The sequence below is a fragment of the Lysinibacillus sp. LZ02 genome, from assembly GCF_050613145.1.
GTDB lineage: Bacteria > Bacillota > Bacilli > Bacillales_A > Planococcaceae > Lysinibacillus_B.
In genome coordinates this window covers 3,928,115-3,953,595 of record NZ_CP192507.1, presented here as the reverse complement: position 1 = coordinate 3,953,595, position 25,481 = coordinate 3,928,115, and the positions used below count along the sequence as shown (strand labels likewise).

25 protein-coding genes are annotated in these 25,481 nt (G+C 39.0%); 18 read left to right on the top strand and 7 right to left on the bottom strand.

Annotated elements, in window-relative coordinates; all coding sequences use genetic code 11:
* Positions 1-9: 9 nt before the first annotated feature.
* The 5 genes from ACQQ2I_RS19030 to ACQQ2I_RS19010 form a co-directional block, all read right to left on the bottom strand.
* Positions 10-246, bottom strand: a complete 237-nt coding sequence (locus ACQQ2I_RS19030) for a hypothetical protein (protein WP_431028322.1) — start codon at positions 244-246, stop codon at positions 10-12.
* Between the two features lie 6 nt (positions 247-252).
* Positions 253-1,449: a Ger(x)C family spore germination protein gene (locus tag ACQQ2I_RS19025; RefSeq protein ID WP_431028320.1), complete on the bottom strand. Its 1,197-nt coding sequence runs from the start codon at positions 1,447-1,449 to the stop codon at positions 253-255.
* An 18-nt stretch (positions 1,450-1,467) separates the two neighbouring features.
* On the bottom strand, positions 1,468-3,018 hold the full coding sequence (locus ACQQ2I_RS19020) for a spore germination protein (RefSeq protein ID WP_431028318.1): 1,551 nt from the start codon (positions 3,016-3,018) through the stop codon (positions 1,468-1,470).
* A 323-nt stretch (positions 3,019-3,341) separates the two neighbouring features.
* Positions 3,342-4,718 (bottom strand): Na+/H+ antiporter NhaC, encoded by a 1,377-nt coding sequence (nhaC, locus tag ACQQ2I_RS19015; protein ID WP_431028317.1) that lies wholly within the window; start codon positions 4,716-4,718, stop codon positions 3,342-3,344.
* A gap of 186 nt (positions 4,719-4,904) precedes the next feature.
* Positions 4,905-5,180: a DUF1450 domain-containing protein gene (locus tag ACQQ2I_RS19010; protein ID WP_431028316.1), complete on the bottom strand. Its 276-nt coding sequence runs from the start codon at positions 5,178-5,180 to the stop codon at positions 4,905-4,907.
* Between the two features lie 610 nt (positions 5,181-5,790).
* Between ACQQ2I_RS19010 and ACQQ2I_RS19005 the strand changes: the two genes are divergently transcribed.
* The 7 genes from ACQQ2I_RS19005 to ACQQ2I_RS18975 all read left to right on the top strand — a co-directional run bounded on the left by ACQQ2I_RS19005 (position 5,791) and on the right by ACQQ2I_RS18975 (position 12,816).
* Entirely contained in the window at positions 5,791-6,438 is a 648-nt protein-coding gene (locus ACQQ2I_RS19005) for a DedA family protein (RefSeq protein ID WP_431028315.1), read from the top strand.
* A gap of 327 nt (positions 6,439-6,765) precedes the next feature.
* Positions 6,766-7,800 carry a nicotinate-nucleotide--dimethylbenzimidazole phosphoribosyltransferase gene (gene cobT, locus ACQQ2I_RS19000; RefSeq protein ID WP_431028314.1) on the top strand — a complete coding sequence of 345 codons (1,035 nt, stop codon included), beginning with the start codon at positions 6,766-6,768 and terminating at the stop codon, positions 7,798-7,800.
* Between the two features lie 195 nt (positions 7,801-7,995).
* Entirely contained in the window at positions 7,996-8,697 is a 702-nt protein-coding gene (locus ACQQ2I_RS18995; RefSeq protein WP_431028312.1) for a polyphosphate polymerase domain-containing protein, read from the top strand.
* Between the two features lie 14 nt (positions 8,698-8,711).
* Entirely contained in the window at positions 8,712-9,416 is a 705-nt protein-coding gene (locus tag ACQQ2I_RS18990; protein ID WP_431028310.1) for a DUF4956 domain-containing protein, read from the top strand.
* Between the two features lie 54 nt (positions 9,417-9,470).
* The gene (locus ACQQ2I_RS18985; RefSeq protein ID WP_431028308.1) at positions 9,471-11,726 is read left to right on the top strand and encodes a carbohydrate-binding domain-containing protein; all 2,256 of its coding nucleotides are present in this window, start codon (positions 9,471-9,473) and stop codon (positions 11,724-11,726) included.
* Between the two features lie 102 nt (positions 11,727-11,828).
* Complete coding sequence (locus ACQQ2I_RS18980) at positions 11,829-12,338, top strand: DNA-deoxyinosine glycosylase (protein ID WP_431028307.1); 510 nt, start codon at positions 11,829-11,831, stop codon at positions 12,336-12,338.
* A 1-nt stretch (position 12,339) separates the two neighbouring features.
* Positions 12,340-12,816: a DinB family protein gene (locus tag ACQQ2I_RS18975; protein WP_431028306.1), complete on the top strand. Its 477-nt coding sequence runs from the start codon at positions 12,340-12,342 to the stop codon at positions 12,814-12,816.
* 121 nt (positions 12,817-12,937) lie between these two features.
* On the opposite strand, the gene ACQQ2I_RS18970 is transcribed toward ACQQ2I_RS18975, so the two are convergent.
* A complete protein-coding gene (locus tag ACQQ2I_RS18970; protein WP_431028305.1) occupies positions 12,938-13,729 on the bottom strand; it encodes a serine/threonine protein kinase in 792 nt (263 codons plus the stop codon).
* Positions 13,730-13,988: 259 nt separating this feature from the next.
* On the opposite strand from ACQQ2I_RS18970, the gene ACQQ2I_RS18965 reads away from it, so the two are divergent.
* The 11 genes from ACQQ2I_RS18965 (at position 13,989) to ACQQ2I_RS18915 (ending at position 23,894) form a co-directional block, all read left to right on the top strand.
* On the top strand, positions 13,989-14,492 hold the full coding sequence (locus ACQQ2I_RS18965; protein ID WP_431028304.1) for a methylated-DNA--[protein]-cysteine S-methyltransferase: 504 nt from the start codon (positions 13,989-13,991) through the stop codon (positions 14,490-14,492).
* Positions 14,493-14,709: 217 nt separating this feature from the next.
* Complete coding sequence (locus tag ACQQ2I_RS18960) at positions 14,710-14,895, top strand: hypothetical protein (RefSeq protein WP_431028303.1); 186 nt, start codon at positions 14,710-14,712, stop codon at positions 14,893-14,895.
* A gap of 776 nt (positions 14,896-15,671) precedes the next feature.
* Positions 15,672-16,343 carry a nuclease-related domain-containing protein gene (locus ACQQ2I_RS18955; RefSeq protein WP_431028301.1) on the top strand — a complete coding sequence of 224 codons (672 nt, stop codon included), beginning with the start codon at positions 15,672-15,674 and terminating at the stop codon, positions 16,341-16,343.
* Positions 16,344-16,468: 125 nt separating this feature from the next.
* Positions 16,469-17,620: an MFS transporter gene (locus ACQQ2I_RS18950; RefSeq protein ID WP_431028300.1), complete on the top strand. Its 1,152-nt coding sequence runs from the start codon at positions 16,469-16,471 to the stop codon at positions 17,618-17,620.
* Positions 17,621-17,717: 97 nt separating this feature from the next.
* Positions 17,718-18,968, top strand: a complete 1,251-nt coding sequence (locus ACQQ2I_RS18945; RefSeq protein ID WP_431028299.1) for an MFS transporter — start codon at positions 17,718-17,720, stop codon at positions 18,966-18,968.
* Between the two features lie 71 nt (positions 18,969-19,039).
* Complete coding sequence (locus ACQQ2I_RS18940; RefSeq protein ID WP_431028297.1) at positions 19,040-19,798, top strand: SDR family oxidoreductase; 759 nt, start codon at positions 19,040-19,042, stop codon at positions 19,796-19,798.
* 256 nt (positions 19,799-20,054) lie between these two features.
* Entirely contained in the window at positions 20,055-20,834 is a 780-nt protein-coding gene (locus tag ACQQ2I_RS18935) for a tyrosine-protein phosphatase (protein WP_431028296.1), read from the top strand.
* 77 nt (positions 20,835-20,911) lie between these two features.
* Positions 20,912-21,742, top strand: coding sequence for a putative RNA methyltransferase (locus tag ACQQ2I_RS18930; protein WP_431028295.1), 831 nt, complete (start codon positions 20,912-20,914; stop codon positions 21,740-21,742).
* 90 nt (positions 21,743-21,832) lie between these two features.
* Positions 21,833-22,714 (top strand): NAD-dependent epimerase/dehydratase family protein, encoded by an 882-nt coding sequence (locus ACQQ2I_RS18925; RefSeq protein ID WP_431028294.1) that lies wholly within the window; start codon positions 21,833-21,835, stop codon positions 22,712-22,714.
* Positions 22,715-22,778: 64 nt separating this feature from the next.
* Complete coding sequence (locus ACQQ2I_RS18920; protein WP_431028293.1) at positions 22,779-23,369, top strand: lysophospholipid acyltransferase family protein; 591 nt, start codon at positions 22,779-22,781, stop codon at positions 23,367-23,369.
* Positions 23,370-23,429: 60 nt separating this feature from the next.
* Positions 23,430-23,894 carry a low molecular weight protein-tyrosine-phosphatase gene (locus tag ACQQ2I_RS18915; protein WP_431028292.1) on the top strand — a complete coding sequence of 155 codons (465 nt, stop codon included), beginning with the start codon at positions 23,430-23,432 and terminating at the stop codon, positions 23,892-23,894.
* A gap of 124 nt (positions 23,895-24,018) precedes the next feature.
* On the opposite strand, the gene ACQQ2I_RS18910 is transcribed toward ACQQ2I_RS18915, so the two are convergent.
* Positions 24,019-25,476, bottom strand: a complete 1,458-nt coding sequence (locus ACQQ2I_RS18910; RefSeq protein ID WP_431028291.1) for a glycosyltransferase family 2 protein — start codon at positions 25,474-25,476, stop codon at positions 24,019-24,021.
* Positions 25,477-25,481: the final 5 nt, after the last annotated feature.

Genomic DNA, 25,481 nt, shown 5'->3' with positions numbered 1-25,481 from the left:
AATATATTGTTATTTCAAGAAAGCTACCTTCAAAAACTCACTAATGGGTTTAAAAATCACTATAATGACATCTAGAGGGCTAGGAATTTTGACATTTAAACTGAGTGCCATATTTAAGGCAGTTCCAATAAACAGTAAGAGAGAAAAGACCCAAATAGTTTTACGATCCCCGTCTTTGAGTAGCTTAGGCAGAATCATATATATAATAAAACCTGAAATAATTAAAATCCCTAAAGTAATAAACATTTCATCTTACTCCTTTTGTTCCTCTACGTTTGCGTTTTGCAAAGTAGCAAAACCACTTGTATTGACGTTGACCTCCACATGTACTTGTAAATCTGGAAAAATTGTTGACCAATCATCCTTAATATGATGCCATTCACGAGCATTTGCACGATGAATAGCCGCACCATACTCTAAAATGTCTACTTCATATTCTTTTTGAATGGTATGAAGTAAATGTTCTATACGGGTTTTAATCAAATTGGCTGTTTTTTCATTAATAGTATGGAGGGTTTGTTCATCATTTAAATGAATATCACAGTGTACTTCAGCAACACTTTGTTCAACATCAATTTGAACGCTTATTTTAGGAACCCCATTTTCTATTTTTCCGTTCGTTTTCGTTTTAGAAGTTGTTATTTCGGTAGTTAACTTCCCTTCTTCCGGACAGGATATGATTTCAATCGTGCCTTCAATTTGATCAGTTAAAAAATTATAGCTTCTGCTTTCCTCTTCACTTAAATAACCGATTAACTTGTCATGTTTAAATACGGCTAATCCTGTAAATTGTAATATGACAGGTGTTTCAATTCTGTTGACATTTGTTTGATCAATCCCTAATTGTGGATCACCATGTATATCTACTTTTGACAAAACATAACTTTGATTATCGCTATTTAACTTATTTATTAATGCATCAACATCTACTTGTCGTGTCGATCCCCATGCGTTTTGTGAAATTCGAATGGAATTTAACATTTTATTCGCAGGTATTTTTTCAATGGGCGTCAATACATTTAATACATCTTTGGCTGTTGTTTGTTGAGCGACAATAATATCAAAGTCATTTCGAATCTCGTTGTCTCTCCCTAAAAAATCGATTGTATAACCCAGCCCTTCCCTCGCTAAATCCTCCCCAACTACAAGTATTTGAAGATGAGCAAAATAAGGTTTTCGAGGAGAGAGTGTCGTTATTTTTCTAATCGCTTCAAATAAGGTTTTTCCCTTTGAATGGTAAGTAACGACAGGTGTACGTCCGCTAGAAGACTGACTAGTAGAAAGCTCGCTAGGGTCGACTACTTGAATCGATATGGAATATTCGTCGTCTATTTTATCGACACCTATTGCAACGGCAATGGCAAGCTCATTTAATTCTCGTTTACTCCAGCAACCACTTAATAGCAGAACAACTGTTGTTAGTAACATCAGTGTGATTAATTTTTTCATCCTAGTCCCTCTTTTTACTCAATGTACATTTCTTTTCGTCTTATCCGGATGCTTCCGCCCTCTGACATTATTCCTTTGACTAATTAATCGTGGGCGAGTTAACAAAGAATTACGTGGAAACAAAATTAAAGCATCCTTTTGCCCTTTTAGAATTAACGGAGCAAATGGACTCATATAAGGTACACCAAAAGAGCGCAAACTACATAGATGAAGAATGATCATCATAACACCCGCCATTAGCCCGACTAGACCAAACATCCCTGATAGTATCATTAATGGAAAACGCAACACACGTACCGCATTAGACAGTCCATAAGCGGGGAAAAGAAAGCTACAAATCGCTGTGAGTGCAACGATAATGACCATTACGGCAGAGATAATGCCAGCCTGAACAGCAGCTTGACCAATGACTAACGTACCAACAATGGATATAGCAGGACCGATCATTCTGGGCATACGGATGCCAGCTTCTCTCAGTATTTCAAAGGCAATTTCCATAATGAGCGCTTCTATAAAAGCCGGAAATGGTACACCTTCTCGTTGCGAATAAATACTAATTAACAATGGTGTTGGCAACATTTCTTGATGAAAAGTAGTAATGGCAATATATAAAGATGGAGCAACTAAGGAAATGCATATTCCGAAAAATCTGACGAGCCGAATAAAGGAACTAACAATCGCATTGTGGTAATAATCCTCTGCTGACTGTAAAAAAGAGACGAATAAAGCAGGGACGATTAAAACAAAGGGAGTACCATCTACTAAAATAGCAATCCTTCCTTCCAACAATTCCCCTGCTATCACATCAGGACGTTCCGAATTATAAACTGTTGGAAATATACTGGATTTTGAATCTCGAATCATGTCTTCAATATAGTGGCTCTCCAAAATGCCATCAATTTCAATGCGATCTAAACGATCAAGTACTTCTTGAACAATTTTGTCGTTGGCAATGCCATTTATATACATGACAGCAATATCAGTTTTCGTCTCTTCACCAATCACTCTAGATTCTATCCAAAGATTGGGGCTTTTAATTTTACGTCGAATTAAGGCTGTGTTTGTACGAAGCGTTTCAGTAAATGATTCTCTTGGTCCCCTAATAACGGATTCTGTAGCAGGGTCCGAAACAGCCCGATCTTTCGCGCCTTTAGTACTCGCTGCAATGCCTTTTGTTAATCCATCAAATAGTATGATGGTATCACCATTTAAAAGAGCGCTATACAATGTTGTAAAATCTACAATATCCTTCACATCACTAACCGTTAAGCAATAATCCTTTAAATATTGATTAATTTCTGTTGGTTTGGTTTCTAAATCGCCATTTAAATCTAGCATGAGTGATTCCAAGATTGAATCGGTTATGAGTGTTTCATTTGCTAGGCCGTCAGTATGGATAATGGAAATAAGCTGTTTTTTTGATTTTCCCGCTAATATCTCACGGATAATGATGTCATTACTATTGCCAAGGTCTTTTTTGATGATTTTTATATTTTCAGTAAGAGATGCCTGCAGAAGCACTTTTTTAGAATCTGGGTGGGAGGTGTTGTTATTTGGTAAGTCTGTCATTACTAAACCTCCTAAATAAGCTTTTTAGACTATTAAGAGGATAGACAAATCTCTAAATAAATAAACCGCTTATAAAAGAAAAGATTAGGGGAGATTTGGCTAATTAAATCAAGCCATTGAGGAAATTATTATGTCATAAAAGTAAGAAGGGATTGGTTTTATTCAATGAAACTAAAATCTTTTAAGAAAAAGGGCGGTCTGACGTTACCTTTAGTTATGCCAATCACTATTTACTTGAGTCGCAAAAATGAACCCGCTACTTTTATATAAAAGTAGCGGGTTCATTGTCTTGGTGGATAGAAAAGTATAAGTTATATGGCAGGCTATTTTTTCGTAATCGTCATATTGAACCAGCCGAATAAAATAGTAAGTACAGGACTTAGTAAGCAAAAGAAGGCAAATGGCAAGTAGCTCATGACGGGTACATCTAGCATCGATACGATAAATAAACCGCAGACACTCCAAGGTACTAATGGGTTAATGACCGTACCTGCATCTTCCATCACGCGGCTTAAATTTTTCGGATGTAAGCCTTGTTCATCATATTTTTGCTTAAATGCTTCACCCGTTAGTAGGATAGATAAGTATTGTTCACCAACAAGGGTATTAATGCCAATCGCTGTCAAGGCTGTGCCTGTAATTAATGCACCAACTGATTTCAATAGCTTCTCGATTTTTTCAAGAAGTGTTTGAATAACACCAAGTGCAAATAATAAACCGCCCATACTCAGACTGAGAAGCACCAGTATGATGGTAAAGTACATGCTACTAATACCGCCACGTGTTAACAGGGAATCAATCACCTCTACGCCTGTTTCCGAAACAAATCCACTATATAAAATGGCACAGTAGTCCGTTAAGGATAAAGACGTATGGAACGTCGATAATACAAGTGCTACAAGAGAGCTGACGATCAGTGTTAAAAAGGCCGGCATCTTCAATAATGTGCAAACAATAAGTACAATAAGTGGCACAATGGCATACCAGTGAATGAAATTAGTTTCTAGTAAGCTTGCTTTGTAAGATGCAATCGTACTAGCATCAAATGTCTCAATAGAAGGGGATAAGACAGAATATAATATCGTACTAATTAAAAATGCAGGAACCGTTGTCCAGCTCATATTTTTAATATGCTCGAATAAATCGATGCCAACGATGCTCGCAGCTAAGTTTGTCGTGTCCGATAAAGGCGACATTTTATCACCAAAAAAGGCACCTGATACGATCGCTCCGGCTGTCAGTGCCAGGGATGCATCGATGGCTCCGGCAATACTCATAAAGGCGACACCAATTGTTGCTACCGTTGTAAGTGAGCTACCAATGGCTGTGCCAATAATAGCTGTCATAATAAAGACAATCGTATAAAAAAAGCTCGCCGTTACGATGGATAAGCCTAGATATAGAAGGGTTGGAATGGTCCCACTTACAATCCAACTACTAACTAATATACCAATTAAAAAAAAGATATAAACGGCACCCATACCAGCCTTAGCACCGGATAGCATGCTTTCTTCTAACGTTTTAAATGGTACACGTTTGATTAGCCCATAAAAAATTAAAAAGATAATAGCAAATAATATTGGAATATGAGGGGTTGAACCGAGCTTGCCAATTGCAATAGCAATCATGCCAATAACAGTTAATACAATAAAAAATGCCTCTAAAACAGAGGACTTTGTTTTTGCTTCAATAGAAAACATATGTCTGCTCCTAGTTGTTACGATAATATTTTGATGCTTTAAAGTTCAACGCTTCAACTCGCGAAAGCGTAACTTAATTTTAACATGGATAAGACAGAAGTCAATAGTGTGAAAATTGATAGGCGGCTTACGTTTTTGTTAGCAAATAAAATAGCAGAAGCAAATTCTCATTTGCTCCTGCTATTTTTAATCTATCAATGGATTTTCTTTCATCTTCTCTTCAACTCGTTGTAATAGCTTGTCTGCTGTTTCCGCAGTTACCACTTCACTGTTTACAACGGCAAATAAGCATGAATCGCATGTTTCACAATTTGATGTACAACCAGACTCTTCAATGACAACATTTTCACGTTGAATTAGCTCATCATATACATCCGCACTGCCAAATGAAAGGTTTGACATGCAAAATTCGATGTGGTGTTTCAGTACTTTATCTTTTCGTTTAAATAAAGATTTGAACATTGCTCAGGCTCCTCGTTTTCTTCTATTGTACGGGTAGAACGGTAGGATAAGCAATTGCCCCTTTGGCTGATAATTGACTAGACGTGTATTTCTATATAAACCATCTTAAAATTGTCGACAGTGAACGGTCAAAAAGCTACGGTATCCGAGCAAAAAGTCGTTCTATCCGGTCAAAACCATCCGGTGGGAGCAAAACACTGCCGTATCCGAGCAAAAATCCACAGTGAACGGTCAAAAAGCTAAAGTATCCGAGCAAAAAAAGTCGCTCCCTCCGGTCAAAACCAACCGGCATGAGCAAAACACTACCATATCCATCAGCTTGCAACATGGAGGCTGATTTTTAAAGTCAATCGTTATGCAGGAACATTAAAATGCACATATATATGTATAGGAACTTGCTGAGCTGTTATTCCTATAGGTAAAGACTTCTAGTGATTGGAATATGTTGAAGGGAAGTACCGCTTGCTGGGAGAAGTTAAATTTATCCCCTTTGCATTTTAGCTGTCATTTTTCCTACCCTTTTAGACATAAAACGCCATAAGGACAAATTTAATTGAATCCGTTTTTTGACACGGCTATACAATGTAACTAAAAATGAGGAGGTGATGGCATGCACACATTTTTATTGGAAATGAAGCAAATTGACATTGCGATTCATCATTTTTTAGAGGATTACGGGTATCTTGTGTATATTCTATTGTTCTTCATTATTTATTGTAAAACCGCTTTTGTTGTTCTTACATTTTTACCAGGAGATGCAACTGTATTTGTTAGTGGTGCATTAGCCGCATTAGGAGAGTTAAATTTATGGTTTTTAGCCGTCATATTATTTACAGCAACTGTTCTTGGGGATATGCAAAATTACTTCATCGGCAAAATTGGACAGAGAGTTACAGGAAGATGGCGGGTTATTCCGAAATCGACATTGCAGTCTGCAAAGGACTTCTTTAAAAATTATGGACATAGAGCGATCTTATTTTCGCGCTTTATTCCACTTATGAGGACGACGATTCCATTTGTGACAGGCTATACGAACTATCCACTGTATCCTTTTTTAGCTTATAACAGTATTGGTGGAGGGATATGGGTTGTACTATGGCTTGGAGCGGGACTTTTGCTCGGGCAAATTCCGATTGTTGAGCAAAACATGGCATTATCCTTACCGATAATTTCTTGTATTCCTTTCCTTCCGCCCATTATTTTTTATATTGTTCGCCTATTAAAAAATGACAAGATAAAAAGGATTGGTGAAGTATAAATGGCCAATCCTTTTTCATATGAGGTATTAAACTTGAATGAAAGTTTGGTTAATGAGTACACCAAGACCAATTGCAACACCAATGCCAAGACAAGAGGCAAGTACATAAGTTATTTTTAACATGAAAATCCGCTCCTTTCATCTTAAGCCTATTATAAAATGTTTGAAAATTTTTAGATGTGAGAAAAATCACACGTACGAAGGAAATTTGCACGGACATTTTCTATTCTTTGGAGTAATTTTTTGTGATTTACTTAAATGACGAAATAATCATAAATTTTGTGGTATATTTAGTGAAAATTCGGTTCATAAAGGGGTTTTTCACCAATGTTAAATTTTTCAATTCCATCACTGTATGAAGAAAAAATGGAGCAGGCACGTCAGTATATCGATTCGCTAACGAAGCCACCGGGAAGTTTAGGGCGCTTAGAGGAAGTATCGATTGAACTTGCAGGCATGACGGGGGAAATAAAACCTGATATTGCACCTGCTTCTCTCGTATTTTGTGCAGATCATGGCATTGTGGAAGAGAATGTATCCGCTTCTCCACAAGAAGTAACGTATGAGATGGCGATGAATATGGTGGAAGGTGGTGCGGGAATTAGTGTGTTTAGTCGTATGATTGGTGCACCACTGGCTGTCTATGACTTAGGTATTTTACGCCCTGTACCAAATGAGAAGGTCATTAACAAGAAAGTCCGTCCATCTGGAACTGCTAACTTTTTAAAAGAGCGTGCGATGACAGAAGAAGAGGCATGGCAAGCGATTAAAGTTGGGTACGATGCAGCACAGCAGGCTATTCGTGAAGGTGCGGGCTGTATCATTGTTGGAGAGTTAGGTATTGGTAACACGACACCAAGCAGTGCCATTTTAGCAGCCATTCTTGATATTGATCCAGAGACAGTTGTTGGTCGCGGTTCAGGTATTAATGATGAGCAATTGAATCGCAAAGCAGAGGTTTGTCGTGAGGCTATTGCGTTACATAAACCGAAGAAAGATGATGCCATTGATTTACTATCTAAAATGGGTGGTCTTGATATAGCAGGTATGACAGGTGCTATGATTGGTGCGGCAGAAATGCGTACCCCGATTTTACTAGATGGCTTTATTTGTACGGTTTCTGCTTGTCTAGCGGAGCTACTAGCGCCAGGTGCTGTAAACTATATGATTTTATCGCATAATTCAGTTGAGATTGGGCATGAAATTGCAGCAAAGCATCTGAATAAACAGCCACTCGTCCAGCTTGATTTACGTCTTGGTGAAGGAACAGGGGCAGCCATTGCGTATCCAATTGTTAAAGCAGCCAATGTGATGATGAAGGATATGGCCACATTCCAAAGTGCAAGTGTATCGCAAAAATAAAATAGAGTTAGCATAAAAGCACGTAGAAGCGTTAGTTTATAACGTTTCCTACGTGCTTTTTACATCCAATTTAAAAATTCTTTATAAAAATTTACTTGAACATATGCCTGACACATTTCAGGTGTAAAGTGTGCATTGTAAGCAAGACACCACTTAATGCATGACCAGATAAATATAAAAGAAGGAGGAAGAACAATGCCGATTCATACGTCATTCAATCCAAATGGGCGTAAAGAGTTAAAGCATGGCATTACGTATATGGACTACATGCTACTTCGCAATAAATTGTGCCATGTAATGAAGCTTGACCCGCATGCTGGACGGGACGGGCGTTATCTCATTCGTTCCTGTTACTTTGACAATTGCGATAACAAAGTCATGAATGAAAAAAAAGAAGGTTTTTTAAATCGAGATAAATATCGCGTGCGCATTTATGGGAAAAGCGCAGCTGTCGTTCATTTAGAGCGCAAATCAAAGCGCAACAATTTAACATTCAAGTCAAAATGTAAAATGACAGCACGTGAGTTTGAATGTATGCGTGTTGGGGATATTGACTGGATGGAGCAAGACGAGCGTGAACTGATACGTGATTTATTTTATGAAATGAGGTATTACGGGCTAAAGCCAACAACGGTTGTTGATTATGAACGTGAAGCGTACATCTATTTATACGGGAATGTCCGTGTAACATTTGACAGTAAAGTAAAGTCGAGTCTTCGTAATACAGATATGTTCAATGCGAACTTACCAATGGTCGATGTATTAGAACCGAGCGAAGTCATTTTAGAGGTAAAGTATGATGAGTATTTACCAGATATTATTAAAATGATGCTACAGGGCATTAATACAAAACAAGAAGCCTATTCAAAATATCAATTAAGCCGTATGTACGGTTAAATATATAGGAGGAAATGATTGTGTTGACATTATTAACTACAGCAGCAACATTTGATGATATTTTCAAATCAAGTTTTCTTGAAAAAACATCATCATTTTCATTAACAGATTCGTTAATCGGTATGGTTGCCGCATTTTTAATTGGATTATTTATTTATTGGGTATACAAGAAAACATTTAATGGGGTTATTTATTCACATTCATTTAATATTTCACTCATGGTGATGACATTAACAACGGCACTCGTCATTATGGGGATTAGTCAAAACGTCTTGTTATCACTTGGTATGGTTGGTGCATTATCGATTGTTCGTTTCCGTACGCCCATTAAGGACCCAATGGACTTAATTTTCTTATTCTGGTCAGTAGCAGCGGGTATTCTTTGCGGTGCTGGTTTTATTCCGTTAGTAGGGATTGGCTCAATCATTATTGGACTGGTCATTATGTTATTCCAGAACAAAATCGTTGTGGAAAATCCGTATTTACTCGTTGTGAAATTTGAGGATGAATCAACGAACACAGAAATTGAGCGCATTCTAATAAACAGTACAAAAAAATATATGCTGAAGTCTAAGACAATTGTGCAAGATTATGAAATCGAAGTGACATACGAAGTACGTATGAAAGAAAATGATGCCCAACTTGTATCAAACATTTCAAAAGTAGCTGGTGTATCTTCTTCAGTCATGCTTAGCTACGATGGTAACTTTACGGCTTAAGAAAAAAGGAGGAGATCTGATTATACAGACCTCCTTTATTTAATGGGGGATTTTATGAGAAAAGTAAAATATATAGTACCGTTTATTCTAATCGGAGTCATGCTAGGAGCTTGTAGCCATCAGGAGACACAAATTAGTGTCGACACCGATGCACTCGTTGCCCAATATGTGACCTATTCAGAGGACGATTTTTACTCGGAATGGCAAGGGAGTAGCTTTACGAAAATTCATTTAAATGGTGCTTCAGCTGTAGCGGATGGTCCAGGCGGTGTTGTGATTGAAAATGGAGTTATTGAAATTCGTACGACTGGCACGTATATCATTGATGGAACGCTTGATGATGGACAAATTGTCGTTGATGCAGAGGATGATGGCACTGTACGCCTCATACTAAATGGTACTTCTATTACATCATCAACAAGTGCTGCGATTTATGTAAAACAAGCAGACCAAACTGTTATTTCTCTTGAAGCAGGAACAGAAAATGTAGTAACCGATGCGAAGGAATATGTCTTCGCTACAAAAGAAGACGAGCCTTCAGGGGCAATCTTCAGTAAAGATGATTTATCCATTAACGGTGACGGAAAATTAATTGTGAATGCCAATTATAAAGACGGAATTGTTGGGCGTGATGAATTAATCGTAACAGGCGGGCATATCGAAATAAATGCAGAGGATGATGGAATTGTTGGCCGTGATTTATTTGCGATGCGTGATGCAAATATTAAAGTTACGGCGAATGGTGATGGCATGAAATCCTCGAATGATGAGGATGCCGAAAAAGGGAATATTGTACTACAAAGTGGTTCATTACAAATAACAGCCGGTTTGGATGGTGTACAGTCTGAACGTGATGTGCTTGTTGTGGATGGACAATATTCCATTGTAGCGGGAGGTGGTAGCCCAGAAACAATGGAGACGAGACAAGAGTTTAGGACGGGTAGTATGCAAGGTGGCATGATGGGGAGTCTTGATATGTCTCAAATCCAACAGTATATCGCAGGCGAAATGACGAAAGAGGAATTGCTAGAAAATATTGATGAAAGCCAATTGCCCGATGATCTGACAGTAGAGGATATTGAAACAATGTTTGACCAAATGAAATCAGGTGGCGTGCCACAAATGGGAGATAGACAGCGTGGTCAGAACATGACGCCGCCAAACATGAACAGCCAGACAGGAGAAGAGACAGCCACTAAAGAAGAGGGAGATCAAATGCCAGAAGACTTTGAACCAAGTGGCGGTCAAGGTATGACACCACCTGACGTAACTAATGAGGGTGAAGAAAATACATCAGATGATGAATCTATAAGCACTAAGGGTATAAAAGCTACAACGCTTATCCAAATAGAGAGCGGTACATTGACAATCGACTCCGAGGAAGATGCACTGCATAGTGATGGCCATGTAACAATCAATGGCGGACAATTTACAATCAATACAGGTGATGATGGTATACATGCGGATGCTGATGTTGTGATGACAGCTGGTACAGTTCGTATTGAAAAAAGTTATGAAGGAATTGAAGGGGTAAATGTGACAATTAAGAATGGGGATATTTATGTTCAAGCATCGGATGACGGTATTAATATTAACGGTGGTTCATCTGATTTTGATAGGACACAAACAACCGAAACAGAAGAAACCAATGATAGTGAGAGCCTGTTATTAATTGAAGGCGGCTATGTATATGTAAATGCGGATGGGGACGGACTTGATTCGAACGGTAATATTAAAATGACAGCTGGTACAGTTGTTGTATATGGACCAACGAACGCTGGCAACGGTGCACTAGATTATGATGGTACATTTACAGTGGAAGGGGGTACCCTCATGGCAGCGGGTAGTAGTGGGATGGCGATGGGGCTATCCGATACATCCGCACAAAAGGCACTCATGATGACATTTACAAATGTACAGGAGTCAGGCACGATAGTAAATATAACGACAGCTACTGGAGAGGTGATTGCTACTGTTGCACCAGAAAAAGCTTTTCAGACGCTTGTGATTAGCACACCAGATTTAGCACCAGAAGAAAGCTACACGGTCAACTTTGGTGGAACTGTGAAAGGTGAGGCAAAGAATGGCGTCTACTCAGAAGCAAGTACAATGGTAGGCATGACAGGCTCAGTTGAGTTCATATTACCATCACAAGTAATGACATACTTAAATGAAAGTGGTATTACGGAAAATAGTAGTGGAATGATGATGCCGGGTGGAGGCGGTGGTTTTGGTGGTCCAAGAGGAAACCGTGGTACGATGAATCAGCCATCAAATCAGCAAGAAGAAATAGAGGGAAGTACATCATAAAATATGTCCCTATAAGCAAAGACACCCTCTCGTGCTATTTAGGTGCGAGAGGTGTTTTTTTAGGCTAAAACCGTTCTATAATAAAGCGAAGGAGGCGTCTGTATGATTCAAAATATTTTACTACCAGTTGTAGATAAACAAACTAAAGTGTTGGTTGTTGGTTCAATGCCGGGAGTACAATCGCTTGAAAAACAGCAGTATTACGGCAACCCACGTAACCACTTTTGGGGAATCATTAGTGAGCTGACGGGTACAATGGTGCCAGAACAATATGAAGAGCGCCTCGCCCTTGTGAAGAAGCATGGCATCGGGTTGTGGGATGTGATTCGAGCGTGTGAAAGAGTCGGTAGTTTAGATAGCAATATTAAAAATGAAATCACGAATGACTTTGTCGCTCTTTTTAAACGTTACCCGCAAATTCAGGCGGTCTTTTTTAATGGCACAAAAGCACATGACGTTTTTAAAAAGAAGTTAGGCTTTGAATTGCTTGTTGGGAAAGAGTATTATAAAATGCCATCAACAAGCCCTGTACCAGGACGTAATATCAAGACGTTTGACCAAAAAGTAGAGGCATGGCGGGCGCTTGAACAGTATATGCTAAGGGGAGAATGAGATGTATCGTAAAGCACAAGATTTCTTAGAAGATTGGGGCATGAATGCACAAGGAACACTTCGCGTAATGCGAGCAATTACAGATGATAAAAAGCACGCTTTGATTGTAGAAGGACATAACTCACTGAGTTGGCTATCATGGCATTTAGTAAGTGTGGCAGGTGCTTTTGGACACTTCGCTGAGTTACAAATTCCAGCACCAGGGCCAGATATGCCGATGCCTGAGACGATGGCAGAAATCGTGGAAATGTATGAGGCGGTCATGGAAGCTTATAACAAAGAAGCGGCAACATTAACAGATGCTCAAATGGAGGAAGAGGTACAGGCTTTCGGAGGAGCAATGCCGCGTGGTAAATTACTACGTATGTTAGTTGATCATCAAACACATCACCGCGGTCAAATAACGGTGTTACTACGTCAAGCAGGATTACCAGTACCACCAGTGATGGGACCAACGAAGGAAATGCAACAAGCATAAGAATAGGGGTGTTCAGAAATTTTCTGGACACCCTTCAATTCTTGGTTAATATCTACTACGAAATATTGTCCCTACGGTGGTCGCCTCAACATGCTACCATCTTCATCGCGAAAGAAGCGACTCAAAATGTCTTGTAAGAAGCTTCCTTCACGATTTGAAGTGCTTGTTTAGCTGTGCTAGCATCTAAAAACGGTGATTGAAGCATCAATAGTCGTTCAATGTAGTTTTGCAGTATAGTCGGCAGTTCTAATTCCTCTTGCCATGACCGGCTTTTCTTTGATGTAGGATTGTAGCTCGAGTACAAAAGAAAGAGCATAAAGTGTCCAACTGCATATAAATCACTGAGTGGGCTTGCGGCTTTTTTAGGATTATCGATTGTATTGACACAAATAGTAGGGTCAATCGTTGTTGCAAGACCAAAATCGATAATAGTAAGTTGGTTATTTTTTAAAATAATATTTGGCATACGCAAGTCTCTATGCACAATGCCTTGTTCATGCATACGGATTAGAATAGTAAGCAATTCTTCTGTTTTAGTTAATGCATCTGCTACAGAGAAGCGCTCGTTCCGTTCGAAAATCGCACGTTCAAAAGTATCCCCTTCAATATGTTCCATTATATAAAACGGTAATTCCTCAATGAAACCCTCTGTGAATACTTTTGGTACAGGTAAAGTGGCGAGCCTTTTTAAAAATGTGACTTCTTGTAAAAACTTTTGTTGATTAGTTGTATGGCGGTGCTTTGATTTTAAGCGCTTTAGTACGGCTTTTTCGCCCGTTTCGTTATGGATCAGCAAGTAGGCGATACCGTAGGAGCCTTCTCCGATTTGATTCATCATATGATAGTTTGTATGGGCATGAATGAACTGCTCTAAAAGGCGTTCATATTTATTTTCTTTGAATAATGAAATCATCAGCTACTGAAAAAGCTTCTTGAGCTGAAGAAGCTACGAGAAGAACGGCGGTAACTCCGTTTATAGTGCTTATGACCGTAGTAATTCTGACGGCTGGAATAGCGACGACGGCTACTGGAAGAATAACGGCGTGAACTTGTAGCAGAGTGTAATATACTTTTAATAATCTTTTTGAACATGAAGTCCATTCCCTTCGATATAATGTTACTTACTTATACGGAAAAGCGTATGAAAAGTTTCAACAAAGAGGGGGATTTACGTGATTTATTGGACAGTATTTCAGCATGTTGATTGGCAGTTCACGGTGGCAGCAACTGAAAAAGGGCTTTGCTTTACAGGCTCTGAAAACCGCGATGAACAGGAATTGGTAGAGTGGGCAAAGAAGCGAAGAAAAGGCGAGGAACTAGAACAAAATGCACAGAAGCTAGCTCCTTATATGAAACAATTTCAGGAATACTTTGATGGAGAACGTGTCACATTTGATTTCGCACTCGATTTAGAAGGGACAGTTTTCCAACAGCAAGTATGGCAAGCGCTACAAGCTATTCCGTTTGGGGCAGTTCAATGTTATAGCGATATTGCCGCTGCGATTCATAATCCAAAAGCGGTACGGGCAGTTGGTACAGCAATTGGAGCTAACCCGGTGATGATTGTTATTCCATGCCATCGTGTTATTGGGAAAAATGGAACACTAACAGGCTTTAGGGCAGGACTTGGCATGAAGAAAAAATTATTGATGGTAGAAGGCGTGACTACTCTTTAATGGGTAGTCTTTTGTTTAAAGATAAGAAAGTATAAACTTTTTCAAATTGAAAGCGTGTCTAGCACAAGCGCCTAGCCCCTCGTGACGTTTCGAAAGTCTCTTCGTGTGAGCCTATCTCCAACGCATGTCGGGGCTAGAGAGGGCGCTTTTTTTATCACGGCATTTTGCACTTAAAAATATCATCGGCACAATTGCTACTGATGTCGAGCGGGATCAAATGATTCGCACGCGAGAAAACGGCGAGGTCGATGTATTCCGCAACCCCATTTCACAAGTGAAACGACATCAACGGTCACTCCAGTTTTTAATCGGCGATGTATTATCAATGGAACGGTCGGTTGTATTTGTCCATCCGAAGTCCTTATTAGGTACAATCCCAAGACAAGAAGCGGTCTTTCGGTGAAGTGGGCTAGAGGGGCATATTCGGCATTTGTTTAGCCAACTAAAATAGCGAAGTCGCGTAAAAGAGCTTCGAACCCGCGTAAAACCGCCCCAAACCCGCGTAAAATCATAAGAAACCCGCGTAAAAAACCCGGATACACACAAAAATCACCCTTATGCGTAAGGATGGTTCATGTAAGAAAGGGAGACAACCTGATTTTTCCTTGAGCAGTAGTCGATTTTGAGATACAGCTTAAATGAGGATAAGTGCTATTTAGGTAAATGGTCCTGATTTGACACTTATTTTAAATTAAGTTGTATATGGATTTCGCTATTTCACGCTAGGAGGACATTAAAATTAGCGTGATTTTTTAGTGGAATGGTTGATAAAGGGCACTTGCTCGTTGATTGGAGCGGAGGCGACTCGACTCCTGCAGGAAAAGTACGAGCTGAAAATCCATTTATTTCGGCAATAGCCGAAATAAATTAGTTGAAGCCGTGCCTGCGGAAAGCGAGTCTACCGTAGCGGAAATCAACGTATTCTAATGTTCTATTTAATAATAAAAGGTAAATTAACGCACGTATGAAAATAATTGATTTTAAATAAATGGAGTAAATGAATGCTACATATGTCGGAAGTGTTCATGTAATTTGAAGAATATGATAAAGTTTACATTTGTGTTTTTTAACCGTAAAACAGAATGTAATAACTTTACATTCGTGTCTTCTGTTGCATAGTCAGCCTTTACTAGATTTGTTAAAATAAAATGGAAAAATACTCGGTAAGGAGCAGGGGATATGGTGATTGGAATTACGCTCATTATAGTCGCACTAATCATAACAGTAGCTGTACTTGTATATAAGCACGACGGAACGGCATTCGGTCAATTAACAGGTTATTCATTTTTTGATATCGTGTTACATGCTAAAAAAGGCCAGTTGTATAAACTTATGACACAATTAGATCGAGTACCTGGAGAGCATAAAGTGTTAATCGATGTTCAGTTACCAGTGAATAATTCGACGTATCCGGTCGATGCCATTTTCGTACACGAATCCGGTATTTATGTGATAGATAGTGTACATAAAACAGGTTGGATTACAGGTGATGAACATCAAGTAGAATGGGTACAAGTAAAACATGGTGATAAGCAAGAGCCTTTTACGAACCCGATTATGGTCAGTCATCGTATTATTGACACATTACGAGATTTACTACCAGATGTGAATGAAGATGTATATAGCTCTGTTTCAGTGTTCTCAGATGCGTGTTCGTTCCAAAAAATTGAAACGTATTCGCCAAATGTAGAAGTAATAAAAATGTGTGAGCTAAAGGCATGGACAAAACAAATTGGTGGCGAAGTATTATCGAAGGAAGAAATCGATAAAGTGTATCATGCACTAGAAGGATTGATGAGCTTTACACAACAGCCGACTAAACAGCCTACAAAGCAAGCAGCGACAAATTAAGAAATTAACTAAGAGGGGATGTTACCTCTCTTTTTTGTTTCATTTTCTCTATTATGGGGTGAACTGTCGTTTTCATAGACCTTATGCTAAAATAAAGCAAGTTTATACAACAAGGAGTTTCATGCATGAATAGTCAAAGATGGCTGTCGTTAAACTATTTCACATTCTTCTTTACATGGGGTGTGTTTTTACCATATTGGACAGGATGGTTAATTACAGATAAAGGGTTATCGGTCCCGGCAGCAAGTATTATTATGGGGGCTGGGATGATCGCTCGCTCACTTTCGATGCTCATTGTATTCCCAATAGCGACAAAACTGTATGCGATTAGTGTCGTGATGCGCGGGATGGCAATTGCTGCACTTGTTACAATGCTATTTTATATCCCTTTTGAATCGTATACAGCGCTTTTTGTCATTACGGTCTTATTTAGTGCGATTTATCCGAACTTAATGCCAGGGATGGAAAGTAGTGCATCGGTATTAATACGGACAGAAAAGATTCACTACGGCAAAAGTCGTTCGTATGGCTCGCTTGGCTATACGATTGCGTTAGTCTTTGTTGGTGGTGTAACAGAGCTATTCGGGATTGGTTCTGTATTATGGATTATGATTGCGGGACTGCTGATGATGGTGGCGTCACAATGGATTGCCGCACCTGCAAAGCTGAGTGACAAGCCCAAACGTAAGGAAACAAACGAAGGAGTTTCGTTAAAAGAATTATTCACATCCGGTAGCTTTGGGATTGTATTAGTGGTATCGATTTTGCTACAAGGTGCACATGCTTCTTACTATAATTACGGTTATATTTTTTTAGATGACTTAGGCATTAATAGTTTTTATATCGGGCTCATTTTAAATGTAGCGGTCATTATTGAAATTGGTTTCTTTTTAAAGGCAGATGCTCTTTTTTCAGAATTCCGCCCATCTACCTTATTTGGGTTAGCCGCAATTGGCTCGACAATACGCTGGGTTGCTATTTTCCTATTCCCAAATGTATGGGTGTTCATTTTAGTACAAGCATTACATGCTGTATCGTTTGGTTTTGCGCATTACGCGTTTATTCAATACATTTCGAGTAAATTAAAAGCTTCGCAAATTCCAACAGCACAAGGCATGTATTCCGCATTTGCTATGAGTTTAAGTGTGGCATTGCTTACATTTTTAGGTGGTTATTTATACGAAATCGAACCGGGCGCTGCTTTTTTAGGCATGTTAATATGTACGGTTCCCGCATTGATTTTAGTAGCAGTCACGCGTCAAAAATTAAAGTATTAAGTAAAGTCGGCATATGTATGGCCGGCTTTTATTTTTGGAAAAATGATATATTTTCAAATATCCCATCTAGTACAATAGCTTTATTAGGGGGAGTTGTATGAGAAGAGTTCATTATAGTTGGATTATATTAGCTGTTACGTTTTTAGCTATCATTGTAGCAGGCATTATTCGGTCTTCTTCTGGTGTTTTTATGGATCCATTTGAGACGGATTTTGGTTGGGATCGTCCAGCGATATCGTTTGCCTTTGCGGTAAGTTTATTTTTATATGGCTTTTCAGGGCCTTTTATGGCAGCTTTTGTTGAAAAGTTTGGATTGAAACGTATGATGATGGGCTCGATGACATTGTTAGCAATCGGGCTTGCATTAACATTTGTAATGAAGAGCGAATGGCAATTAATTTTGATTTGGGGCGTTGTCATTGGCATTGGGTCAGGTCTTTTTTTAACAGTATTAAGTACACAAGTAGCCAATCGCTGGTTTGTAAAGCGCCGTGGTTTAGCCGTGGGTATGTTAACGGCAGCAACGGCAACAGGACAGCTTATCTTATTACCGGTACTAGCGGCGCTTGTTGAGAAACATTCATGGCAAGCGGCTATTTTATTAATTTTTATATTAAGTATCGTCATGTTAGGGATTATGGCGCTCTTAATGCGGAACTACCCGCGTGATATGAATCTTCCACCATACGGGCAAGAGGAAATGGAGCAAGAAGTAGTCCATTCATCAGGTAATCCATTTGCAGTAGCCATTGCAGCGTTACTTGAGGGGCTACGTGTAAAAGAGTTTTGGTTATTAGCAGGTAGCTTTTTTATTTGTGGTTTATCAACAAGCGGCTTAATTGGCACGCATTTTATTTCTTATTGTATTAGTTTTGGGATTCCTGTTGTAACAGCAGCTGCGATGCTTTCGTTTATGGGGATTTTTGATTTGATTGGTACGACGTTGTCAGGGTGGTTATCAGATCGTTTCGATAATCGGTGGTTGTTATTTTGGTACTATATTTTGCGCGGTGTATCTTTATTGTTTTTACCATTCGCATTGGAATCAGGCTCGTACGGTTGGCTCATGGTATTTGCTATTTTTTATGGGCTCGATTGGATTGCCACGGTTCCACCAACAGTTGGTTTAACACGTCAGCGATTTGGTATTCAAAAGAGTGCTATGATGTACGGTTGGATGGTTGCCGCACATCAAGTAGGAGCGGGCGTGGCGGCTTATTCAGGTGGTGTCATTTATAATGTGTTTGGCTCGTATATGTGGGCCTTTTTATTAGCAGGGGGGTTCTGCGGTTTTGCGAGCCTGTTTGTGTTATTAATCAAAAAGCAGCCTAAACTTGTGGTGAACTGAAGCAGGGAAACGTGAAGCAAAGTCGAATATTAAAACTGTAACAGGAATACACTTTCAAGGAGGTTTTATCGATGAGACTTCAAGACAAGGTGGCAGTCGTTACAGGTGCTGCTTCAGGAATGGGCAAGGCAATCGCAATTCTTTATGCAAAAGAGGGAGCAAAAGTCGTTGTTTCCGATTTAACGTTAGAAGGTGCAGGTGCAACCGTGGCAGAAATTACGAAATTTGGTGGCACAGCAACCGCAGTGGAAGTAGATGTATCAAACGAAGGTGACGTATATAAGCTGATTAAAGCAGCACTAAATACGTATGGAACGTTAGATATTTTAGTGAATAATGCGGGTATTATGGATAATTTTGCTCCGGTTGGTGATGTAACAGACGAGCTTTGGGAGAAAGTGTTTGCTGTTAACGTAACAGGCATTATGCGTACGACACGTCAAGCAATGCCAATTTTCTTAGAACAAGGTGCAGGTGTCATTGTAAATATCGCTTCAGTGGGCGGTTTATATGGTTCACGTGCGGGTGCTGCGTATACAGCAGCTAAGCATGCGGTAGTAGGTTTAACAAAAAACACAGGATTCCAGTATGCAGATAAAGGGATTCGTTGCAATGCCATCGCTCCGGGTGGTGTGAATACAAACATTGGTGCATCATTTAGAAATCCAAATCAAGAAGGATTAAACAAGGCGATGGCTGGTGCAACATTTAATCCACGTAATGGAGAGCCAGAAGATATTGCTGGCGTGGCATTATTTTTAGCTTCAGACGATGCATCATTTGTAAATGGTACAGTTGTAACAGCAGATGCTGGTTGGACAGCTTACTAATTTTTGAAGGAGGGGGATGTCCAGAAAGTAAAAGCTTTCTGACCATCCCCTTCACTACTTGATAAGAGAACGATTGCTACCGCGATGGTCGCAAAGGTAGCATCTCAAAATGTATTTGCAGACGCCCACGAGTAGGAGACAGTTCATATTTTGTCTAAATTCGCTGGGAAACGGAATATAAACCCGTTATTCTTTCTTAAAACTTCGACATTATTCCCCAGGAAATGTCTTGCTATTAATAGATGGAGGTGGTTTTATGTCACAAAGTATGGACCAAATCATTGCGTTGGAAGGCGTTTTAAACTTCCGAGATATGGGTGGCTATAAAACAAATAGCGGAAAATTAGTAAAAAGGAATTTATTTTTCCGCTCGGCCAATCTAGCGAAATTAACCTTACAAGATCAACAAATGTTGAAAAGGCTTGGTATTAAAACAATTTTTGATTATCGTGATGACCATGAGGCAACACATAATCCAACGCCTGTAATGGAAGGAATACAAAATATTCGTATACCAGCAAAAGGCGCGTCCTCATTTAAAATGCCGGGTGCTACTAAAGACGGAAGCGTTAATTTCGATTTTTATAAGCAAGTAAATGTAGATCAATTTACAAAATTCTATGCTCAAATGCCATTTAATAACCCTTCGTTTCAGCGTTTAATGCAATTGGTGAAAAATGAAAATAATTTAGGTTTATTACACCATTGTGCAGTTGGGAAAGACCGTACCGGTATTGGTGGCACGCTCATTTTAATGCTATTAGATGTGCCACGTGAAACAATTATGCAAGAGTATTTACTAACAAATCGCTTGTTAACACCATTGGTTACAAAAATGGCGCAAAAATTAAAAACGGCTTATCCAGATGCGGATTTAACCACATTTTATGAGGTCATGTCGGCAAACGAAAAATATTTAAATGCCGTATTCCATGAAATTGATAAACGCTATGAATCAGAAGCCGATTTCTTACAAGATCAATTTAGCATTTCAAAAGAAGCACGTGCAGAGTTACAGGTGAAATATTTAGAATAAAGAAGGGCTACGCTGTAAGTGAAAACTTACGGAGTAGCTCTTTCGTGTTATGATACATACTAGTATTGGAGGAGTAAATGATGTTATCCAAAAAAGCAGTATGCATTCAAAACATGCAGGTAAATCAAGAGATTTTTATTTGTCCTATTTGTACACAATCCGTAACCATTGAAGAAAACGGAAAAGTGATTTGTCCGAGTAATCATTCATTTGATGTAGCCAAACAGGGGTACATTAACTTTATGACGAAGCCTATACAGTCGATGTACTCGAGAGAGCTATTTGAAGCACGTCACGATATTATTTCAAGCGGCTTATATAATCCATTACAAGAGCGATTAGCAATACTTGCAGTTGGTACACATTTTTTAGATACAGGCTGTGGAGAAGGGTCACATTTGGCACGTATTATGGTGCAAAAACCAGAGGCAATTGGTGTTGGTATTGATATTGCCAAAGAGGGTATCCTAGCCGCAGCAAAGTTTCATGTAGGACCAATTTGGTGTGTGGGCGATTTAGCAAAAAGCCCTTATCACGAGGGAAGTTTTGATACGATTTTTAATATTTTGTCGCCGGCGAATTATGATGAATTTAAGCGCCTCCTAAAGCCAGGTGGAAAAGTAATTAAAGTCGTGCCACAGGAAGGCTATTTAAAGGAATTACGCCAACAAGCATTTGCTGATTCGGAAAAGGAAAACTATACAAACAATCAAACGGTAGAGCGTTTTAAGGAAAGCTTTGACGCAGTTGAGATAGAGCGCCTTACGTATACGATGCCATTATCGGCAGATGTAGTGCCAAAGTTATTACAGATGACACCGATGGGCTGGCATATCGAAAATAAAGCTGAAATCGTCATAACAGAAATTACGATTGATTTAAATATTTTAATTGGGTGTGTGAAGTAATAGACGATAAACTGACTCATAAATCGTAAAAAGGTTAGAAGTAGCATACTAAATAGGGAAGGTCGTTTTATAGGGGGAAGAGAAATTTATATGAAGAGCATTTTAGTGTTGGGAGGAACTCGTTTTTTCGGGCGTAAGTTAGTGGAATTGTTAGTAGCAGAAGGGCATGACGTCACAATCGTGACACGTGGACAACTAGCCAATCCATTCGGAGAAAAGGTAAAGCATATTATAGTGGATCGTCGTGATACTAAAGCATTTGCTAAAGCGGTAGAAGGTCAGTATTACGATATTGTATACGATAATATTTGCTACTCGCCAAATGAAGCGAAAGCATTTTGTGATATTTTTAATGGTAACATTGGCAAGCTTGTATTTACTTCAACACTTGCAACATATGCAGCAGATGGCTTAGCAAAATCAGAAGAGGATTTTAATCCATATGCCTACGATATTCAAATGGGTGAAACGGAAGAATTTTCATATGGTGAAGGAAAGCGTCAAGCAGAGGCTGTATTTTTCAACTATGCACAATTCCCGGTAGTAGCTGTGCGGTTCCCGATTGTTATGGGGGTAGATGATTATACGGAGCGCCTTCATTTTCACGTGAAACATGTAGCAAATGAAGAGCCAATTGGTTTTATCAATATGGACGCCGAAATGTCCTTCATTTTAGCAGAAGAAGCGGGCCGATTTTTGCAGTGGGCAGGGTTAACGGATGTGGAAGGGCCATTTAATGCAGCAGCGCATGGTACAATTTCATTAAAGGATTTAATAATACTTGTGGAGCAGGCAACGGGGAAAACAGCGAAGATTGCTCTTGTAGGTAATGATGAAATTCGTTCACCCTATGCTATTCCAGCATCTTGGTATATGACAGTAACGAAAGCAGAAGAAGCGGGCTTTATTTTTAGCAAATTAGCGGAATGGCTTCCAGGATTAATTGAGGAAATTACCAAGCAATATAACTAATTGAGGCAAACATGCTTTTTTAGTAAAATGAAATTATTAAAGTAGATAAGGTAGGAAATGAGCATTGTATAAATTAGCGGCGAATATTGTCAAAATGTTTTTAGCGGTGAACGGATCAAAAGCAAAAGTATATGGGCTTGAAAATGTGCCGAAGGATGGTGGCTTTGTAATCGCGTGTACGCATAATGGGTATGTAGATATTTTAAATTTAGGCGTATCGATCCATCCACGTGAAATTCATTTTATGGCGAAAAAACAATTATTTGAAATAAAGGGACTTGGGTGGTTAATCGAACGTCTTAACGCATTTCCTGTAGACCGTGATAATCCAGGGCCAAGCGTCATTAAAGTTCCACGTCAACTGATTAAAGAGGGGAAAATTGTGGGTATTTTCCCGAGCGGTACACGTAGTGCAGAGAGCAATGATTTAAAGCAAGGTGCTATCACAATTGCTCAACTGTCTAAATCACAAATCGTTCCCGCGGCGTATATTGGACCGAAAGATATCGGTGGTGTATTGAAGCGAAAAAAAGGTTATTTAATTTACGGTAAACCATTTACCGTGGGAGGTGGCAAGGAAGCACGAGACGAAGCCACACATTTTTTAGAACAGGAATTTCAGCGCCTACTAGTAGAGCTGGAACAGAAAAAATAAAGAAGGACACTCTTCTCTTATAGAAGGGTGTTTTTCGTATGAATCGATGGAGGGATAGAAATGATTCGAGTACTATTTGTTTGTTTAGGGAACATTTGTCGTTCCCCAATGGCAGAAGCTGTGATGCGAGACTTAGTTGAAAAGCGAGGCTTAACATTGCAAATTAAAGTAGATTCTGCTGGGACAAGTAATTGGCATGCGGGAGAACCACCACATAAAGGAACACGTGAAAAATTAAAGGAAATGAGTATTTCTACAAGTGGCATGGTATCCCGTCAACTGAGAACGTCTGATTTAGAATTTGAGTATATTGTCTGTATGGATGCGAGCAATGTAGAAAACACTCGTGACATGTTACGTGCATATGAAGATACGAAAATATTCCGCTTTTTAGATTTGACATCCCATAAAAAAGATGTACCCGATCCATGGTATACAGGTAATTTCCAAGAAACGTATGAGCTTTGTGTGGAAGGTTGCGAGGTATTGTTGGGGAGGATTTTGGAGGAACATGGATTGGAATAAGGAAAAGGGATGCCCAGTTTTTACTCTGGACATCCCTTCACTTCTCGATCAATATCTACTAAGAAATATTGCTCCTGCGGTGGTCGTATCAAAATACCATCATTCCCGCCACAAAGGTAGTGTCTCAAAATGTCTTTTCAGACGCCGCCTTTTCTGTATTTTTTTGTTCTTTTGATAGCCCTCTTCTTTGTAATTGTCCCCAATCTTCACGTCCGCGAATGTAATAAATAATCCCCTCTAAACGAAAAAGAATTGTCAGAGGACGGAACCAAAAAGTCTCTGTTAATGAGAAGAAAATAAGCTTAATACTATCTCGAATGCGCGGGTAAGTATTGATACTCCATGCCTCTAGCAAAATGGCGAACATGGATAAAAAAGAACTGTAAATAAGGAATAGGGTCGTTAAAATAATAGCGGAATCTAAATAAAGATTACCAACCATAAAAGAAATAATGATATAGATATACCCTGACAATTCAATGATTGGACCAAAAAATTCAATGAGCCAAAAATAGGGGAATGATATCATACCGATTTGTTTGTACTTGGGATTAAACGTCATAACTTTATGCAACATTAAGCTCCCTAGTAATCCTTGATGCCAGCGTCGACGCTGTGTACGAAGGTCGCGCATATTATCGGGTGCTTCGGTCCAACAAACAGGGTCGGGGACGAATTCGATTCTTTTCTTTAGCTTATTATCCATAATATAGCGGTGCAACTTTACAACAAGCTCCATATCTTCCCCGATCGTGTTAACCGAGTAACCGCCAGCTTTCACAACCCATTTTTTTGAGAATACACTAAATGCCCCTGAAATAATGAGGACGAGGTTAAATTTACTTAACGCAATACGCCCCATATAAAATGCACGTAAGTATTCAATAATTTGCATAATAACAAAAGGATTACTTGGTACAACAGAATTCACAACAGTGCCCATTCGCACATCTGCACCGTTAGCAATACGAACACTACCACCTGCTGCGATGACATCATCATTTGAAGATACAATCGGCTGCATAACACGTAATAAAGAAGTGCTGGCTAAAATTGAATCCCCATCAATGGAACAAAAGTAAGGGTATTTTGATATATTAATCCCAACATTTAGTGCATCTGCTTTACCACCATTGATTTTATCAACTAACACAATGTTTGGATGTATTTCCGATTCATACACGCCACGTACTTCCTTTGTTGGTAGTTCACGTTTAATGGTGCGGAGTACGGGCTTCATTTTAAATTGGTCAATAACGGTTTGAAGTGTCTGATCTTTTGAACCATCGTTTACAACAATAATTTCAAATTGTGGGTATTGTAATGTTAATAGTGAATGGACCGTATTTACAACCCCGAGCTCTTCATTATAGGCTGGTACAATGATTGAGACAGGTTTTGAATAAATCATTTTTAAACTTTTGTCATTATCGACAAACTTATCTAAGCGTAAATTTTTCTTCATATGCATATATGCGAAAATGAGCATAGACGAATAAATAGCGATAATGAGTACCATATAAAACATAATAAAATAGCCGAAAAATTCATGTAACCAGATAAAAACTGTTGATATATCCATAATGA

Coding starts and splice junctions, on each gene's coding strand:
- ACQQ2I_RS18950 (WP_431028300.1), top strand. CDS start 16,469: ATGAATAGTCAAAGATGGCTGTCGTTAAACTATTTCACATTCTTCTTT.
- ACQQ2I_RS18925 (WP_431028294.1), top strand. CDS start 21,833: ATGAAGAGCATTTTAGTGTTGGGAGGAACTCGTTTTTTCGGGCGTAAG.
- ACQQ2I_RS18935 (WP_431028296.1), top strand. CDS start 20,055: ATGTCACAAAGTATGGACCAAATCATTGCGTTGGAAGGCGTTTTAAAC.
- ACQQ2I_RS19020 (WP_431028318.1), bottom strand. CDS start 3,018: ATGACAGACTTACCAAATAACAACACCTCCCACCCAGATTCTAAAAAA.
- ACQQ2I_RS18995 (WP_431028312.1), top strand. CDS start 7,996: ATGCCGATTCATACGTCATTCAATCCAAATGGGCGTAAAGAGTTAAAG.
- ACQQ2I_RS19005 (WP_431028315.1), top strand. CDS start 5,791: ATGCACACATTTTTATTGGAAATGAAGCAAATTGACATTGCGATTCAT.
- ACQQ2I_RS18955 (WP_431028301.1), top strand. CDS start 15,672: ATGGTGATTGGAATTACGCTCATTATAGTCGCACTAATCATAACAGTA.
- ACQQ2I_RS18945 (WP_431028299.1), top strand. CDS start 17,718: ATGAGAAGAGTTCATTATAGTTGGATTATATTAGCTGTTACGTTTTTA.
- ACQQ2I_RS18985 (WP_431028308.1), top strand. CDS start 9,471: ATGAGAAAAGTAAAATATATAGTACCGTTTATTCTAATCGGAGTCATG.
- ACQQ2I_RS18910 (WP_431028291.1), bottom strand. CDS start 25,476: ATGGATATATCAACAGTTTTTATCTGGTTACATGAATTTTTCGGCTAT.
- ACQQ2I_RS18940 (WP_431028297.1), top strand. CDS start 19,040: ATGAGACTTCAAGACAAGGTGGCAGTCGTTACAGGTGCTGCTTCAGGA.
- ACQQ2I_RS18990 (WP_431028310.1), top strand. CDS start 8,712: ATGATTGTGTTGACATTATTAACTACAGCAGCAACATTTGATGATATT.
- ACQQ2I_RS19025 (WP_431028320.1), bottom strand. CDS start 1,449: ATGAAAAAATTAATCACACTGATGTTACTAACAACAGTTGTTCTGCTA.
- ACQQ2I_RS18960 (WP_431028303.1), top strand. CDS start 14,710: ATGATTCGCACGCGAGAAAACGGCGAGGTCGATGTATTCCGCAACCCC.
- ACQQ2I_RS18930 (WP_431028295.1), top strand. CDS start 20,912: ATGATGTTATCCAAAAAAGCAGTATGCATTCAAAACATGCAGGTAAAT.
- ACQQ2I_RS19010 (WP_431028316.1), bottom strand. CDS start 5,180: ATGTTCAAATCTTTATTTAAACGAAAAGATAAAGTACTGAAACACCAC.
- ACQQ2I_RS18970 (WP_431028305.1), bottom strand. CDS start 13,729: ATGATTTCATTATTCAAAGAAAATAAATATGAACGCCTTTTAGAGCAG.
- ACQQ2I_RS18975 (WP_431028306.1), top strand. CDS start 12,340: ATGTATCGTAAAGCACAAGATTTCTTAGAAGATTGGGGCATGAATGCA.
- ACQQ2I_RS18915 (WP_431028292.1), top strand. CDS start 23,430: ATGATTCGAGTACTATTTGTTTGTTTAGGGAACATTTGTCGTTCCCCA.
- nhaC (WP_431028317.1), bottom strand. CDS start 4,718: ATGTTTTCTATTGAAGCAAAAACAAAGTCCTCTGTTTTAGAGGCATTT.
- cobT (WP_431028314.1), top strand. CDS start 6,766: ATGTTAAATTTTTCAATTCCATCACTGTATGAAGAAAAAATGGAGCAG.
- ACQQ2I_RS19030 (WP_431028322.1), bottom strand. CDS start 246: ATGTTTATTACTTTAGGGATTTTAATTATTTCAGGTTTTATTATATAT.
- ACQQ2I_RS18980 (WP_431028307.1), top strand. CDS start 11,829: ATGATTCAAAATATTTTACTACCAGTTGTAGATAAACAAACTAAAGTG.